Source organism: Thermopolyspora sp. NPDC052614, assembly GCF_040678635.1.
In the GTDB taxonomy this organism is placed as follows: Bacteria; Actinomycetota; Actinomycetes; order Streptosporangiales; family Streptosporangiaceae; genus Thermopolyspora.
In genome coordinates this window covers 213,827-228,750 of the sequence record NZ_JBFATZ010000008.1, presented here as the reverse complement: position 1 = coordinate 228,750, position 14,924 = coordinate 213,827, and the positions used below count along the sequence as shown (strand labels likewise).

General features: G+C 69.8%; 20 protein-coding genes. 16 read left to right on the top strand and 4 right to left on the bottom strand.

The window, feature by feature from the left end:
* Positions 1-22 precede the first annotated feature (22 nt).
* Together AB0K60_RS19550 and AB0K60_RS19545 are read left to right on the top strand one after the other, a co-directional pair.
* Positions 23-589, top strand: a complete 567-nt coding sequence (locus tag AB0K60_RS19550) for a hypothetical protein (protein WP_364056443.1) — start codon at positions 23-25, stop codon at positions 587-589.
* A 133-nt stretch (positions 590-722) separates the two neighbouring features.
* Complete coding sequence (locus AB0K60_RS19545) at positions 723-1,049, top strand: hypothetical protein (protein ID WP_364056440.1); 327 nt, start codon at positions 723-725, stop codon at positions 1,047-1,049.
* A gap of 208 nt (positions 1,050-1,257) precedes the next feature.
* On the opposite strand, the gene AB0K60_RS19540 is transcribed toward AB0K60_RS19545, so the two are convergent.
* The 3 genes from AB0K60_RS19540 to AB0K60_RS19530 all read right to left on the bottom strand — a co-directional run bounded on the left by AB0K60_RS19540 (position 1,258) and on the right by AB0K60_RS19530 (position 2,935).
* Positions 1,258-1,548, bottom strand: coding sequence for a hypothetical protein (locus tag AB0K60_RS19540; protein ID WP_364056437.1), 291 nt, complete (start codon positions 1,546-1,548; stop codon positions 1,258-1,260).
* Between the two features lie 55 nt (positions 1,549-1,603).
* The gene (locus AB0K60_RS19535; protein ID WP_364056434.1) at positions 1,604-2,434 is read right to left on the bottom strand and encodes an RNase H family protein; all 831 of its coding nucleotides are present in this window, start codon (positions 2,432-2,434) and stop codon (positions 1,604-1,606) included.
* Between the two features lie 72 nt (positions 2,435-2,506).
* Entirely contained in the window at positions 2,507-2,935 is a 429-nt protein-coding gene (locus AB0K60_RS19530) for a winged helix-turn-helix domain-containing protein (protein ID WP_364056432.1), read from the bottom strand.
* A gap of 195 nt (positions 2,936-3,130) precedes the next feature.
* Between AB0K60_RS19530 and AB0K60_RS19525 the strand changes: the two genes are divergently transcribed.
* The 8 genes from AB0K60_RS19525 to AB0K60_RS19490 all read left to right on the top strand — a co-directional run bounded on the left by AB0K60_RS19525 (position 3,131) and on the right by AB0K60_RS19490 (position 7,952).
* Positions 3,131-3,544, top strand: a complete 414-nt coding sequence (locus AB0K60_RS19525) for an ATP-binding protein (RefSeq protein WP_364056781.1) — start codon at positions 3,131-3,133, stop codon at positions 3,542-3,544.
* Between the two features lie 41 nt (positions 3,545-3,585).
* Entirely contained in the window at positions 3,586-3,852 is a 267-nt protein-coding gene (locus tag AB0K60_RS19520) for a hypothetical protein (RefSeq protein WP_364056430.1), read from the top strand.
* Positions 3,853-4,006: 154 nt separating this feature from the next.
* Positions 4,007-4,342, top strand: coding sequence for a hypothetical protein (locus tag AB0K60_RS19515; protein WP_364056427.1), 336 nt, complete (start codon positions 4,007-4,009; stop codon positions 4,340-4,342).
* 466 nt (positions 4,343-4,808) lie between these two features.
* Positions 4,809-6,047: a helix-turn-helix transcriptional regulator gene (locus AB0K60_RS19510; RefSeq protein ID WP_364056424.1), complete on the top strand. Its 1,239-nt coding sequence runs from the start codon at positions 4,809-4,811 to the stop codon at positions 6,045-6,047.
* Positions 6,048-6,280: 233 nt separating this feature from the next.
* Positions 6,281-6,550, top strand: coding sequence for a hypothetical protein (locus AB0K60_RS19505; protein WP_364056421.1), 270 nt, complete (start codon positions 6,281-6,283; stop codon positions 6,548-6,550).
* Positions 6,547-6,726: a hypothetical protein gene (locus AB0K60_RS19500; protein WP_364056418.1), complete on the top strand. Its 180-nt coding sequence runs from the start codon at positions 6,547-6,549 to the stop codon at positions 6,724-6,726. Before AB0K60_RS19505 ends, AB0K60_RS19500 begins: the two co-directional genes overlap by 4 nt.
* On the top strand, positions 6,723-6,872 hold the full coding sequence (locus AB0K60_RS19495; RefSeq protein WP_364056415.1) for a hypothetical protein: 150 nt from the start codon (positions 6,723-6,725) through the stop codon (positions 6,870-6,872). Before AB0K60_RS19500 ends, AB0K60_RS19495 begins: the two co-directional genes overlap by 4 nt.
* A gap of 327 nt (positions 6,873-7,199) precedes the next feature.
* Positions 7,200-7,952 (top strand): protein phosphatase 2C domain-containing protein, encoded by a 753-nt coding sequence (locus tag AB0K60_RS19490; protein WP_364056412.1) that lies wholly within the window; start codon positions 7,200-7,202, stop codon positions 7,950-7,952.
* An 89-nt stretch (positions 7,953-8,041) separates the two neighbouring features.
* Here AB0K60_RS19490 and AB0K60_RS19485 read toward each other — a convergent pair whose 3' ends face one another.
* Complete coding sequence (locus AB0K60_RS19485) at positions 8,042-8,452, bottom strand: RidA family protein (protein ID WP_364056409.1); 411 nt, start codon at positions 8,450-8,452, stop codon at positions 8,042-8,044.
* A gap of 159 nt (positions 8,453-8,611) precedes the next feature.
* Here AB0K60_RS19485 and AB0K60_RS19480 point away from each other — a divergent pair, with 159 nt between their 5' ends.
* The 6 genes from AB0K60_RS19480 to AB0K60_RS19455 all read left to right on the top strand — a co-directional run bounded on the left by AB0K60_RS19480 (position 8,612) and on the right by AB0K60_RS19455 (position 14,782).
* Entirely contained in the window at positions 8,612-9,562 is a 951-nt protein-coding gene (locus tag AB0K60_RS19480; RefSeq protein ID WP_364056406.1) for a hypothetical protein, read from the top strand.
* Between the two features lie 637 nt (positions 9,563-10,199).
* Entirely contained in the window at positions 10,200-10,472 is a 273-nt protein-coding gene (locus AB0K60_RS19475; protein ID WP_364056403.1) for a hypothetical protein, read from the top strand.
* 352 nt (positions 10,473-10,824) lie between these two features.
* Positions 10,825-11,385, top strand: coding sequence for an MBL fold metallo-hydrolase (locus AB0K60_RS19470; RefSeq protein ID WP_364056400.1), 561 nt, complete (start codon positions 10,825-10,827; stop codon positions 11,383-11,385).
* 200 nt (positions 11,386-11,585) lie between these two features.
* A complete protein-coding gene (locus AB0K60_RS19465) occupies positions 11,586-12,371 on the top strand; it encodes a neutral zinc metallopeptidase (protein ID WP_364056778.1) in 786 nt (261 codons plus the stop codon).
* Between the two features lie 73 nt (positions 12,372-12,444).
* Entirely contained in the window at positions 12,445-13,467 is a 1,023-nt protein-coding gene (locus AB0K60_RS19460; protein ID WP_364056397.1) for a 2-dehydropantoate 2-reductase N-terminal domain-containing protein, read from the top strand.
* 223 nt (positions 13,468-13,690) lie between these two features.
* Positions 13,691-14,782, top strand: a complete 1,092-nt coding sequence (locus AB0K60_RS19455) for a tellurite resistance/C4-dicarboxylate transporter family protein (protein WP_364056394.1) — start codon at positions 13,691-13,693, stop codon at positions 14,780-14,782.
* Positions 14,783-14,924: the final 142 nt, after the last annotated feature.

The window sequence follows — 14,924 nt, the reverse complement described above, 5'->3', positions numbered from 1 at the left end:
CATCCCGACACGAGGAGTGACCATGACCTTCTGCAACTGCGACCCCGACCCCGCCTGCCGCATCGGCCCCTGTGCAACCCATGAGGCCGCCGAGTACGCCGCATGGATGGCCGAGACCGCCCCGCGCCTCGCCGCCGCGCAGGCCGCAGGCGACCCGTTCATCAACCGCGACCACTGGCCGGTCGACGCCGCCGACATCCCCGAGTTCGCCCCGCTGCGCGCCGCACTCTCCGCCCCCGCCCGCGCCCACTTCGACGAGGAGTGGCGCTCCCAGGCGGAGATAGCCGAGTGGCCTGGGCCATGGGAGACCGCGCTCGCCATCCGCGACGCGCCGCAGGCCGTCGCCGCCTCCATCGAGCGCGACACCATGCGGATGCGGCTGGGGCGACACAACGAAGACGCGGCCGCCTTCCCCCACTACCCGATCGGAGAGGAGTACGAGGAGTTCCTCTCGGCCGACACCACGCCCGAGGATCTACGGGCCGAGGCCGACGCGCTCGCCATGCTCGCGCGTGACGCCCTGCTCATGGAGCGGATGCTGCGCGACCACGCCGCCGGACGGGCCACCTCCGCCGACGACTACGAGTGAGACCGCCGTGACCCGTGTCCGCGTTCACGGCGACCCCGGCGGTCGCGGACGAGGCCGTATGCCCTCTGGCCGACCACGGGCGGACGTCAGCAGCCCGGACCACCGTGAGTACACCCGACACCAGGAGGGCCCCGTGACCGACCGCACCGTGCAGCTCGTCGGCGGCCCGCTCGACGGCATGACCTTCCCCCACCCCGACCCCGCCGCGCCCGACCCCGGCGCGTACATGATCGTGCCGGGTGAGCTGGCCCGTGCCGTCTACGAGCCCACCGAGGGAGACGACCCTGACCGCTGGCACTTCGGCGGCTGGGTCGGCGGCGAGCCCGGCGTCCCCGAAGGGGACGACCTCGAGGCCCTCATCGACGAACTGGGACCGACTGTCCCGCCGCCGGACGCCGAGGAACTCCTCGACGCCCTGGCCGAGATCGCCCGCGAGCAGGGCCGCGGCGAGGTCCTGTAGTGGTTTTGTTATTTTTGTTGTAGTAGGGCGTAGCCCAGGCCGCCGACCCTCGCGACCGGATAAGCGAGAACGGGCATGGGCGGGTGAGGACGAACCTCCGCGATCCGGATGCGCGGTCAGTAGGCCCGGCGGGGATGGCCTCCCGCCAACCCTGCACCACACTTTTTCCCTTTGACCTGCGGGTCCGGCACCTCGGCTATCACATCGCCTATGCCAGGAGCGTCGCGGAGGTCGCGCGGCATGTGGACCTGGCTGATCTCGTCGAGGTGGTGGAGCTCCACCGAGGACGGCCGTACCAACCTGGAGCCACCGGTGGGTAACGGCGTGTAAAGAGTTCGTTCGACCACCACGGGTGCGCCTGCTTCTGCATGACGACGTTGAGCCGGTCGGCACGGGCCACCGCCAGCTCGTCGCCGTCGAGCTCGCTGCAGAGCGTGTCGAGCTCGAAGAACCTGCGCTGCAGCTCGACCAGGTCGTCGGGCGGTTCGTACTCGGCCATGCTGCTCCCCCCTGGTGCGGTCGCGGAGATGCTACGGGTGCCGCCGGTGCCGGGCTCAGGCCCGCGCACCACTCCCATGCCAGACCTTCAAGAACGCCTCAACGATCCGCTCTGCCCGCTCTCTCTTGTCCTCCGGATTGCGTGCGGCGATGCGTGCAAGGGAGTCGGCCGCCTCATTCAGCGGGTGGCCGCGATGCCCCCTGACATGCTCAAACCGCAGTGAGGGAAGCTCTGCCACCCGCCGGGCCAGCATCACCAGCGTGGGAGCGTCCGCCTTCATCCGGGGACGCAGGCTATACCCAGGCGGCAGTCTGGAGACGTCTCCACTCTGCCATGCACGCAGATAGGCGATAGCCCCCGTGCTGTCCAGCAGGAGGGTGGCCCGCTCGGCGTCCTCGCCGAACGCCTGCAACATCAGCCACACCGCCCGCAGTTCCCCGACCAGCACCCTGGACGGCCCGGAGGGGTCCAGCAGTGGCGTGGCCGACCTCTTCACCCAGCGTTTGAATCCCCACCGCCCGTCGCTGGTCACGAAGCCCAGGCCGCCGCTGCGCCGGTCGTCCGCCGCGTCGGAGGCGCCGAACAGGGCGCCGCCGGTGTCGAATCCCGCTACCCGGCCGCTGAGATCGCTAGGGGGCGCGACGCAAACGTCGTCGTGGCCGCCTTCCGCGGCCATCGCCTCTGCCGCGGTGAGCGTCTTCTCTGCCGCGTCCAGGTCGCCGGCGTATGCGGCGTCGAAGACCAGCCACACCAGCTCCTGTAGCCGCGTACAGCGCGGGCAGTCTCTGCGGGTGAGGGCATGCTCGCGAAGCGTTTGGACGCGGCGGCCCTGCTCGGCGGGAAGCAGGGTCAGCGATGACTCGAAGTCGCGCAACGACCGGTTCACGGGCTCCTTCCCTCTCCTGGCTGCCGTGCGGCAATTCTCCGGTAAAGGGGTCGCCATCGCAGCGTCTTCGAGCTACTCCGGCGCTCGCAGTTCGACACGGTCGGCCGGGTGGACCTCGACGTTCCGGCCGGGCTGCTCGGCGACGACCACCCACCCGTTCTCGGTGAGGTCGAGTTCGGCGCGCTCGGCTTGGGACGCCGGCCGGGCGATCGCACGCGCGCCGGGCGCCAGCTCGACGACCGCGACCTGGCTGGAGCGGACGAACGAGCCTCTGTTCTTGACCGTGTAGATGATGCCCAACTCGGAGAGGTGCCCGAGTGCCCGGAGCATGGTCTGCCTCGCGACGCCGTACTCCTGCATCAAGTGCGTCACGCTCGGAAGGCGGCGTTGCCAGTCGCCGGCGTCGATGCGGTCGCGGATACGGTGCGCGATCTGCTGGTACACGTGGCGGTCTGACTCCGGGTCGATGGGGTGTATGTGTGTATGCGAGGTGGCGGTCATCGGCGGCTCCCGCTGCGCTCGGTGCTCGCACCGTCGCGGGCGGTGCCCGACACCGGAACGGCCCACCCACCAGTAGGCCAGGGTCCGGTACACCGACCGGCATATGACAGTCCACGGTCCGCTATATAGCCTGAGTCACACCGAAACCTGCCGGTGCGTCTCCCTACCGTCGCACCGTGACCCTCCCGCAGGCGCCTGAGCGTCACGCTGAGCGTCGCCGCCCACCCGTCGCATGTCTCATGGTGCCGCAGCGCCGCCGCCGCGGTTCTGGACGCGTGGGGCGTCGAAACCCATGCGAAGGAGGCGGCGGCGCTCGCCTTGTCCGAACTCGTCTCCAACGCCGTTCAGTACGGTTCGGCCCCGATCACGGTCACGCTCACCCTGGACCGCTGGGAGGGCACGCTCGTCGGTGATGTGGAGGACGCTGGCCCCGGGTGGCCGACACCGCGTGACGCTGGCCGACTCGGCGAGCTCGCCGAGGGCGGGCGCGGTCTGCTCCTGGTGGGGCTGCTGTGCACCCGGTGGGGTGTGACCAGGTGCGCGTCCGGGCCGGGTAAGACGACGTGGTTCTGCTTGTCGGTGCCGCACCTGGGCCTGGAGGTGTGGTGAGGTGCGGTGTTCCGCCCGCGCCGCACGGCCCCCATCCCCTCATGCCCCGGCCCGACCACCGCCGGCTGGAGTGGCTGCCGGAGTACGCCGCGGGCCGGTTTGCGACGGTCCGGGTGCGGGCGCAGACGTGCACCGCGGACTCGTGCAGCAGCAGCAGGGTCGTGTACGAGCTGTGTTTCGCGGGCGGTACGGCGTTCCTGCGGCGGTGGCCGCGCGGGGCGCGGGGCGCAGTGAGGGAGACGGCGCCGATGCCGGTAGCCGAGGCGGAGCGGGTGTGGCGGGACCTGCTGTACGGCCGGGCACGGTGATTCGCTGCTGGGCCCCCGGTCGATCGCCGCCCCACGGTGGATTTGCCTCGTTCGAGGGGTGGTCATCTACGTCTTGGCATACAGTGTCGGTGCTACGGGCGGTGACCTGTTCGGAGGGTCGATCTGGCCGCCCCTGTCCTATTAGGAGGGACGAATGGCGCTTAGTCGCCGTGCCCGCGAACACGCGGCAGAGATCCGCGCCCATGACTGGCGCGATGCTCCCTACCGTCTCGACCGTGCCGGACACCGGCGGGAGTTCGACACGAAGAAGTCATCGCAGGTGTTGTCCCCTGCCGAGGCGTCCAGGATCAAGGTCAACGTGATGTGGGTGACCGCGCAGGGCCTCGGTTACGAGGATCCGAACTTCGACGTCGTGGAGTTCGCGCGGGCCTGCGGTGTTGACGATCTGTCGGAGGCGACGCTTCGATACGGGATTCGGCGGAATCTCGACGGCAGTTACATGGAGCCGGGCCGCGTGGCGGAGGCGTAGCGGGCGAAGTTCGGGTGTGCCTCGCCCGTCCTGGTTAGGGGCGGGCGGGGCTTTCCGGAAGGGGCGCCGGGCGGACATCGGCTGGGAGGGCCGTGCCGGACCGTTGCCGGACCTACGCGACTGTAAATGACTGTCTCCGAGTGTCTCCGACTGCCACTACGAGATCACGGATCACGCCGTTTGACGTGCCGAAACGTCAATATCTGGCGTTTGCTGTAACCGTCTGTCAGTGACAGGTTCCGCACTCGTAATGCGTAGGTCAAGGGTTCGATTCCCTTAGGCGGCTCCATGCTTGACCAGCGCGTCTCTTGAACATCAAAGGGCGCGTTTGTCGTCTCGGTTGCGATGGCCACCCTCACTCCGGCACGCCGCCGTGAGAGGTCACAGGGGCGAGGCGTTCCCTGTCGCGGCGACGCGGGCGCGCGTAGCCTGACAGTGCTGACCGAACTGAATCGAGAGTACGTCCATGCTCGACGACCTTGAGGGCAAAAAGACAGGGCGGCGCATTCAGATCATCCGAGAGCGCAAAGGCATGAGCCGCCCTGTGCTCGCCGGACTGGTCGGGCGCTCCCCCGAGTGGCTGAAGGGGATTGAGAGCGGCCGGCGCCTCCCCCCGCGTCTGCCCATGTTGGTGAGACTCGCCGAAGTCCTCGCCGTGGGGGATGTGGCGGTGCTCGTCGGGACCGACATGGATCTCGGTGGCGCGTCCATCCCGGTGAGCTCGTTCGCGCGGATACCGCACGAGGCCGTCCCGGCCATCCGCGAGGCCGTACGCGATCCCCTGCTCACCGTGCCGGACTCGCCCGCCGACCTCGACATGTTGCGCGCCCGGACGGCCGAGGCGTGGCACACCTGGCACACCTCGCCCACGCACCGCACCGACGTGGGGCGCATCCTGCCCTCGCTCGTCACCGACGTCCGGGCGGCGGCGCGCACCGCCGAGGGGCGGGAACGGCGGGAGGCGAACGCGCTGCTGTCGGACCTGTGGGCCCTGGTGCAGCACGTGATCGTGTGGGCGAGCGAGCCGGAGTTCCTCTGGGTTGTGGCCGATCGCGCGATGGCGGCCGCGCAGGAGGCCGACGATCCCCTCGCGCTCGCCGGGGGCGCGTGGACGCTGGCGATCGTGCAGCGGTCCGGCGGAGACGTGGACGGTGCGATCACACTCGTCCAGGACGCGGCCGAGCTGCTCCGGCCGTACCTTGAGGACGGCACCGACGAACTGCGCGCGATGTACGGCGCCCTCCAGCTTCACGCGGCCACGACGGCGGCGCGTGCCGGCCGGGAGGGAGATGCGTGGCGGTACTGGGATGAGGGTGAGGCGGTGGCGCGGCGGCTTCCCCGCGGCTACCACCATCGGTGGACGATGTTCGGCGCGTCCAACGTCGAGTTGCACGCGGTGTCCATCGGGGCGGACCTGTCGAAGTCGGCGACGGCGATGGAGCGTGCCGAGCGGATCAACCCCGACACGATCCCGAGCAGGGAGCGGCGGGCGCGGCTGATGGTCGAGATCGCCCGCGCCTATTATCAGCGGCGCGATTTCACGTCCTCCCTGCATTGGCTGGAAGAGGCGTACGCGATCTCTCACGACTCGGTGCACTACAGCCCCACGGGCCGCCAGATGGTGTCAGAGATCGTCGACCAGGGAGGCGCGCTGATCGACCGGCGGGCACGGGCGTTCGCCGAGAGGCTCGGACTGCCCCTGTAGCCGAGGGGTGCACTCCGCACCCCTCGGCGATGGGGTGCACAGGATACCCGTCGTGACTGTGCGTGCACCTTACGGTCACCGTGTGGCTTCCCCGACGTTTGCTTCCCTCGCTCAGGCCGCAGGTGAGCATCCCGCCCTGGCCGTCTACGTGCTCGGCCTCGCCGTCATGCTCGCCGTGCTGGTCGGAATCACCCTCGCCCGTCCCCGGACGTTCGCGTTCGTCCTCGACGGCGGTGACGGGCGGGCGGCATCGCCTCGGCACGCCGCACGTGACCGTACGCCGCCGCCTGTGGGATCGGCACCGACGGGACGAAGCGGACGCGCTGAACGACCGGGAGCACGCCTGGACGGTCCTGTACGGTCCCTGGTCGCGTGCCTTCTGGGCGTTCGCCGCGTGGCCGGTGCCGCACCCCTTGGTCGTCGACGCCCACACGGTCGAAGGGCTGCAGGAGGAGATGAGGGCCGCCGAGACGTCCCTCGCCCTGGCCGAGGGGTGGACGTGAGCGACCAGGAGATGCCCGGTTTCGGCCCGGTCGAGCAGGACAGCGAGGGCCGCGTGTCCGCCGAGCACACCGAGACCGGGTGGACCATTAGGGCACGCGACGAGCAAGCCCTCAGGCGCATGGCGGGATTCGTGCGCCGGGCCGCGCGGCTGCGGATGGAGCGTGATGGGCTGTGATCGGCGGACCCGAGTTCCTCTCGCACATGGCCTACATCGCCTCGCCCGACCGGCTGCGGAATGACGACCCGCCCATCGTCGAGGACGACCAGGAGACGGCGGGCGAGGCGCTCGCCGAGCAGTTCGGCGAGCCGGACGGCCCGTGAAGCCGGGCGCGGCGGCATGGACCCCTGGTCGGCTCTGCGGAGCCGCGGGACGCAGCCCAGGGTGAATCGTGGCCGTCGTGCCCGATCCTGTGGCCCCGCCACCCCCACGGCGGGCGGCCACGAACAGGCCCGGCATCCGTCGTGACCCCCTGTCCGCCGGGTGCCGGGCCGTCTACGCTCGTCACAGACGCCCGTCGGGTGCAGGCACCCCTGCACCGAACGGGGTTCGGCTGGGCCGGGGTCGGCATCCGTACCGGGCCTGATGGGGGACGCCGCGATGGGATCCGTGTACAGCGCAAACGTACCTCGACGGTGCGTGGCCGACCGATGAACGTCACCTACCGCACCGAGCCGATGCCCGGTGGACGTAACGAGGACTTCGTTGTCGCCGGGCCGTCGTGGGTGGTCGTGCTCGATGGAGCGACCGCCCGCGCCGATGTTGACTCCGGATGCCGTCACGACGTGTCTTGGCTCGTTGGGCAGCTCGGTTCGGCGCTTGCCCGCCAGCTCGTAACCCGGGCCGAGGAGTCCCTGCCGACGCTCTTGGCTGCGGCGATTCGTGGCACGATGGCCGCCCACGGCGATGTCTGTGACCTGGGCAACCCGGACTCGCCGTCGTCTACGGTGGCCGTGCTGCGTGAGCGCGCGGGCCTGGTGGAGTATCTCGTGCTGTGTGACTCATCGGTCGTCTTGCGGGGCGTGGATGGGACGTTGGCCGTGGTCCACGATGACCGCGTCGATCGCCTGCCTGGCGGCAGGCCGTACAGCGTGGAGTTGGTGCGGTCGTCGCGAAACAGGGTGGGCGGGTTCTGGGTGGCGAGCACCTGCCCGGAGGCCGCGGGTGAGGCACTGACCGGTGCCGTGCCGGCCGGGGCGGTGGACGGGGTGCTGATGGTCACCGACGGCGTGTCCCGGCTGGTCGAGTGGTACGGCCGCACCTGGGAGGAAGTCGTCGCCACGGCGGCGAAGGATGGCCCCGGACGGCTGGTTGAGCAGGTGCGCGAGGCCGAGACCGAGCACGGGCCGCGCGGCGGTGCGAAACGGCATGACGATGCGACGGCGGTGTGGGTCACCTGGTGAGACGACGGGGGGCGCGTGCGGCTGCTGTCTGGAGCGTCGTCGGTTTTCGAGCGGCGTCGTGAGAAGCCTCGCGGGTACGGCGGGCGAAGTCACCGGGTAGGGACCGCTGCCGTGGCCTCGATTTCGACGACGATCTCGGGGGTCGCCAGTCCGGCGACGATGGCGAGGGTGTTCGGGGGGACGTCGCCGTCGGGGAACCATCTGGCGAGCACGTCACCTAGTGCGGCGCGTAGTCCGGGCAGGTGTTCGGCTCCCGCCACCAGGGTGAACAGTTTCACCAGGTTGGCCGGTCCGGCGTTGAGTGAGTCGAGTAGGGCTTCGATGTTGGCGAGGGACTGCCTGGCCTGGGACTCGGCGTCGGGGCCGGCGAGGGTGCCGTCGGCGAGTGTGCCCACCTGGCCGGCGAAGACGACCAGTTCGTGGTCGGCTGGGACGGCCGCGAGGTGGTTGTAGGCCGCGAGCGGCGCGGGGACGTCGGCGGGACTCCAACGACGGATCATTGACTCTCCCTGCGATGGTTCTGCCTTTGCGGGCCGAGGCCTGGTGCGGCCTGTGTTGGCCCGGTTATCGAGATCTTCACATGGCGGGCGGGGTGGGTTCGTCGGGGTTGGGGTGGGGGCCGGGCGTCGTAAGGTGATCCGCTGAGGGAAGGGATCATCGTGCGGCGGATTTCCCGGATGTCGTGGCCGGTGCTGGCGGCGTGGGTGGCGGCTGCGGCCGTTGCCGCGGTTCCGACCTTGGGGTCGTGGTGGGAGGGGCTGGAGCGTGAGAAGTTCGCCCGGACCCATGAGTCGGACGACATCTACGGGATGGTGTGTCTGTTCAGCGGCGGGACGACGTTGTCGCCGCTTGCCCCGTTGCGTCATGATCTTGCGGCGGTCATGGGGATCACGAGGGAATGGGCGGTTCCGGCGCTCGTGGTCGTGCTCGGCCTTCTGGCGTGTCTGGGAGGCAGGGATCCCGGGGTGACGGGGCGGCGGGTGGCGGGGCTTCTTGTGCTGAGCGCGGTCATTGAACCGCTCGCCTCGCTGTACGCCGGTCGGAGCGGCTGCGGCGAGATGATTTCGCTGTTCAGTGCGGACTGGTTCAGGGCGGCGGCCGGTGGTTGGGGGACCACTCAACTGGTTCTCCTGGTGGCGGCGGCGCTGGTGTTCGCCGCGTCCCGGGCGACGGGGTCGGTCGGCGCGCGGGAGTCGGGCGGTGCGGGGGCCGAGATGGTGTGGCGGAGGCCGGTGGCGGGCCTGGTCGATTATTTGATCATCGTTGTGGTCTTCAGCGCTGTCGTGGGCGCGGCCTGGCCTCTGATCGATACGAGCTTCACGGTCCGGATGGGGGCCGGGCTTCTTGACCGGGCCGAGGTGAACGTGATCCGTAGCCCGGTGAAGCCTGGGGAGCTGGTCATTTTGGCCGGGGTGTTCCTTTATTTCTGGGTGCAGCATGCCCTGTGGGGGCGGGCTGGGTATTCGCGTCGTCGTCGGGTCCGGGGGCGGGCGGTTGGGTGCGGGCTGGGCCGCGCTTCGGGGGGTGGCGTTTCCTCTCCTGGCGTTCGTCTCCGGGGTCGGATTGTGGTGGCTTCTCGTGAGCGGGCTGTGGATGCTCTTCGATCGTGAAGGGCGTGTTCTTCATGATCGCCGGCTGGGGGTCGCGGTGGTGCGCGATCGGGTACGGGAGGCCCAGCCGCAGGGCTGACCCGGTGTCCTTCCCGAAGGGCAGGGCGCCGTGGAGTGGGGAGGTAAACGCTCCCATCGGTCGGTCGAAGGGGGCGGTGCGGTCTGGGTGGTCGACGGGGGCAGCCGCAGTTGGTTCCGCGCTTTCCGCCTTCGGTGCCGCTGATGCGGCCCATCCAGTCGACGCACCTGCCGGCGGTGGTCACGTACGACGCTCGCACGGGTGTGGGCGGGCCCCAAGGGATTCGCGTCCAGAGGGCGTCCAGTGGACTTTGGACAACGATCGCCGGTGATGGTCGGCGGGCGGACGGCGATCTCGGTGGGATCGCGTGGCCGGGCCGGTGGTCATGGTGGCGGGCGGTGCGGGGAGGCGGTCCGGTCCGGTTGCGGGGCCGGAGTCGGGGGCGGCGGTGGTCGGAGCGTCGAGCGCTCCACAGGGCATGTCCACGGCCGGACAAGAGCAATGTCCCTATTTTCCGATAACGGTACGTGTTTGCTAAATAACTGTACGTATCGGCATTTCTGCCGCGATAGCGGACATTAGCCACATTGCTCCAACCGACATCACAAGGAGTGACGAATGAAGCGCACGCGCTTGGCTAGCATCATCCTCGCCGCCTCTCTCGCCAGTGGTGGCGCACTGATGGGTACCGCGCTCGCGGCCCCGGCTCAGGCGTCCACCACGAGCGGGACCTGCGGTACGTCGGTCCTCGGCGGCTGCGGGGGGTTCTCGGGCTCCTGCGGGCTCGGGGGCTTTGGGTTCGGCGGGTTCGGCGGCTTCGGCGGATTCGGCGGGTTCGGTGACTTCGGACTCATCGGATTCGATGGCTTCTGCTCCGGTTTCGGGTTCTGACGCGAGGCCTGCCGACAGCGGTCCCGGCGCTTGACCCGAAGGACCGCGGCGGCCGGCGGCGCCGATCGACATCGGGAACCGTCGGCCGCCCGCGTCATCGGTCGAGGTCAGGTGCGGACATTCGCGAGCGAGGCCGGCCCGGCGCGTCGCCGAGCCGGCCTCGGCTTGCCCGGCCTCGCCGCGTCAACGGCGTCGGGCACGGTTCACAGCCCTCTTCCACCCATGGAAGGGGGCCTTCTCGCGTGGAAAAGCGCTTTCAGGCCGCCGTCGGGACCGCATAGCATCGGCGTACCATCGGCGCGAAACATCGGGCGGAACGCGCCCAGGGCGAGCATTCGTGAGGGTTACTCCGATGAGCCAGGCGCCGAAGCGGCGGTCCGACCGAACCGATCAAGCCGACCTAGCCGACCGATCCGATCGAAACGGCCACCTCGACCATCCCGAGCGGCTGGAGCGGGGGCATCCGTTCCGCCAGTGGAAGACGTGGCGGATGCCCGGCAGCGGGCTTACCCTCATCGGATACTCCCGCTCCAACGACAGGACCCTCTTCCACGTGCCCGAGCTGCGGTGCAGCCTCGACGCGGGGCTGTACGAGGGGCGGGAGGTGGACACGGTCTTTCTGACGCACACCCACCTCGACCACTCCAAGGATCTGGACTTCCTCGCCTCGAAACGCGGCACGGAGATCTACCTTCCGGCGGAGGCGGTGCCGTACGCGGAGGCGTTGGTGAACGCCTCCGCCGAGCTCAACCACGCCCCGGACTACGATCCGGCGCTGGGCTGGCGGTATCGCCTCCACGGGGTACGGCACGGCGACGAGTTCACCTTCGGCCGCCGGGGTCACCACGTACGCGTGGTCGAGTACGAGCACAAGGTGCCCTGCGTCGGATACGTGCCGCACAACCTGATTTAGTCGGGTATGTCCCGAGAATAGAGGTCCTCCGCTCCGTAGCTACGGGGTGAATCAGGGCGTTCTGGAATTGACCCATATTTCGTGATCAATGGGTCATATGCTCTCGGGCCATGCGTCGCCTCGCCGTGCCTCTGGTCGTCTGCGCATTCTTGGTCGCCTGTACGCCCGACCCTCCGCCACCGATCCCGCCGCCCGTGCACATGCCGGACTGGACGCCGAACATCCTGCGGCCGGGCGCGACGAACGGCGAAAAGTCCGAGGAGTCCGAGGAATCCGAAGTGCCGGACGAACGCGATGCGGCGCGCGCGGTGAAGGTCAAGCGCATGATCTACTCCGCCCCCCGGGCGAAGGCGAACTGCGCGTTGCCGGCGGTGGACGAGCGACGCTGGTCCTCGAAGAAGCGCTACCTGGACAAGGTCGCGTCCTGTCTCGACAAGATCTGGGCCCGGGAATTCCGCGAGGTGGACCTGCCCTTCACGCCGCCACACCGCAAGTACGTACGAAAGCGCGTGAAACACCCGGTATGCGGACTTATGCCGGTAAAGGGAGCCGCCGGCACCTACTGCGATTCCATCGAGACGTACTTCATCATCGATGATCCCTCGTTCCCCTCCAGGCCGTGGAAGGCGTGGGCGGCCGACGTGTCCGGCCACGAATACGGTCACCATCTGCAGTACCTGACCAAGATCCTGGCCAAACAGACCGCGTTGCTGAACGCCGCCACCACCAAGAAGGCCGAATACCTGGTGAGCCGACGGCTGGAGCTTCAGGCCGACTGCCTGTCCGGTGTGGCGCTGCGGGCGATGCGGCGGCGACTGCCGCCCACGGACGAGTTCGCGTATCTGTACTCCGGCACGCTCGCCAAGAAGTGGAGCCGTACCCACGGCCTGCAGAAGACGCGATACCGCTGGATGCAGCGAGGGTACAAATCCGGCAAACCGGGCTCGTGTGACACCTGGTCGTCCCGGGCGAGCAAGGTCACCTGACCCGGCGGCGCCGCGTGGGGGCGTCCACCGTCCACCCGGCGGACCGAGCCGTACCCGCGCGAACACTCATGGGATGCTCGGACCCATGCGCTACATCATCATCGGCGCGGGGGCCATCGGCGGCACGATCGGCGGCCGGCTGTTCGAGGGCGGCCACGACGTGGTCCTGGTCGCCCGGGGAGCGCACCACCGCGCCCTTCGCGACGAGGGCCTCCGCCTGGTCGCCCCGCAGGGCTCCGCGACCCTGCCGATCCCGGCCGTGCAGTCCCCCGACGAACTGCGCCTCACCCCCGACGACGTGCTCGTCCTGTGCGTCAAGACCCAGGACAGCCTTCCGGCGCTGCAGGCCTGGGCCGACCGGCCCGTCGACGGCGGCGGCACGGCGGCCGAGCGGCTCCCCCTCGTCTGCGCCCAGAACGCGGTGGAGAACGAGCGCCTGGCACTGCGCCTCTTCGCCCGCGTGTACGGCATGTGCGTATGGTTGCCCGCCGCGCACCTCGACCCGGGGGTCGTCGCCGCGTACGGCACGCCGCTGAACGGCATCCTGCACGTCGGCCGCTACCCCTCCGGCCTCGACGACACCGCCCGCCGCATCGCCGAGGACCTGTCCAAGAACCACCTGCTGGGGTTCGCCGAGGACAGGGTGATGCGCTGGAAGTACGCCAAACTCCTCAACAACCTGCTCAACGCCTACGACGCGGTCTGCGACGACCGCTCCGGCCGACGGGCGATCGCCCCGCGGGTGCGCGCCGAGGGCTACGCGGCGTTCGACGCCGCGGGCATCGCGTACGTCACCCAGGACGAGGAACGCGCCCGGCGCGGCGATCAGGTCGTGGCCACCCCCATTCCGGACACGCCCCCGAACCGCAGCTCGTCCTGGCAGAGCCTCACCCGGCGCAGCGGCTCGATCGAGACCGACTACCTCAACGGCGAGATCGCCCTCCTCGGCCGCCTCCACGGCGTCCCCACCCCCGCCAACGACGCGCTGCGTCGCCTGGCCAACCGTTTCGCCCGCGAACGCCGGGCCCCGGGCTCGATGTCGCTGCAGGAGGTGATCGCCGCCATCGACGCGGCGGAGGCCGGCGCCCTGCCCTGATCCCGGCGTCGGTCGGGGCGTCAAGTGTCCAAGGTCACGTCAGCCGCGTCCGATGGGCCGTGTCGGCGGCGCGCTCTGTTTGTCACCCTCGACGCCATACATCGTGGCGGCCCGCGAACGCCCGCCGAGGCCCCGTCCAGCGAGGCGCGTCCCGGTGCCGTGCCACGGGCATGACGTGACGCGACTGACATCACACGAATACAGAGGATCCGGGGGGACAGGCATGGTGCAGGGTTCGACCACCCCGGCCCGCGCGGTATGGCCGCCGCTGCGACCGGCCCGCCACCTGTACCCGGGCTACTTCGCGCTGGTGATGGCCACCGGGATCGTCTCCTCGGCGCTGCTCGACGTGGGGCTGGGGACGCTGTCCGGGCTGCTCGCGGCGATCGCCGTGGTCTGCTTCGCGGTCCTGCTCGTGGCGCTGACCGTGCGGGTGGTCGTCTTCCGGGCCGAACTGCTGGCGGACTTGTCGGCGGCCGACCGGGCGTACGCCTTCTTCACGGTGGTCGCCGCGTGCGGGGTGCTGGGCGCGCGGCTCGCCGCCGACGGCCATTTGGGCGTGACCGTCGGGCTGGGGGTGCTCGCCGCCCTGGTGTGGATGGGGTTGAGCTACGGGATCCCGGTGCGGCTGATCCTCGGGCCGCGTCCGCGTCCGGTGCTCGCCGGGGTGAACGGCACCTGGTTCATCTGGGTGGTCGGCACCCAGTCCATCGGCGTGATCATCAGCGCGCTCGTGGTCATGTTCCCCGCGCACGCCCGCCCCGCCGCGCTCGCGGCCGTGCTGATGTGGTCGGTCGGGCTGATGCTGTATCTGATCGTCGCCACGCTCGTGCTGACCCGGCTGCTGCTGCTTGAGGTACGGCCGGAGGACCTCACCCCGCCGTACTGGGTCACCATGGGAGCCACCGCGATCACGGTGCTCGTCGCCGCCCGCATCCTCGGCATGCCGGAGGCGCCGGCGATCACCGCCGCCCGTCCGCTGATCGCCGGGCTCGCGGTGGTGCTGTGGGCGTTCGGAACCTGGCTGATCCCGATGCTCGTGCTTTTCGGGATATGGCGGCACATGTTGCAGCGCGTGCGGCTGGAATACCTGCCGCAGTTGTGGAGCGTCATTTTCCCGCTCGGCATGTACGCCGTGGCCAGCATGGAGTTGGGCCGCGCCATTCACCTGCCGATCGTCGAGGAGATCGGCCGCCTGTGGGTCTGGGTGGCGATGCCGGCGTGGACGCTCACCTTTGTCGGCATGGTCGCCGACCTGACCCGCCGCCTGCTCGCCGTACGGCGTCGCCACAGGGTTCACGCCGCGGTGAAGTGAGCCCCGGCGTACGGGGCGTGGGACGGAACGGCGTGGAGTTGTGGGCCGCAGCGTCGCGGACAAACTCCCCCTCGGGTAGAGGTTCGCGCGCGAAGCCCGGCATCGTACGCTTCATCGGCCGCAGTGCCCACGCCGTCGGTGC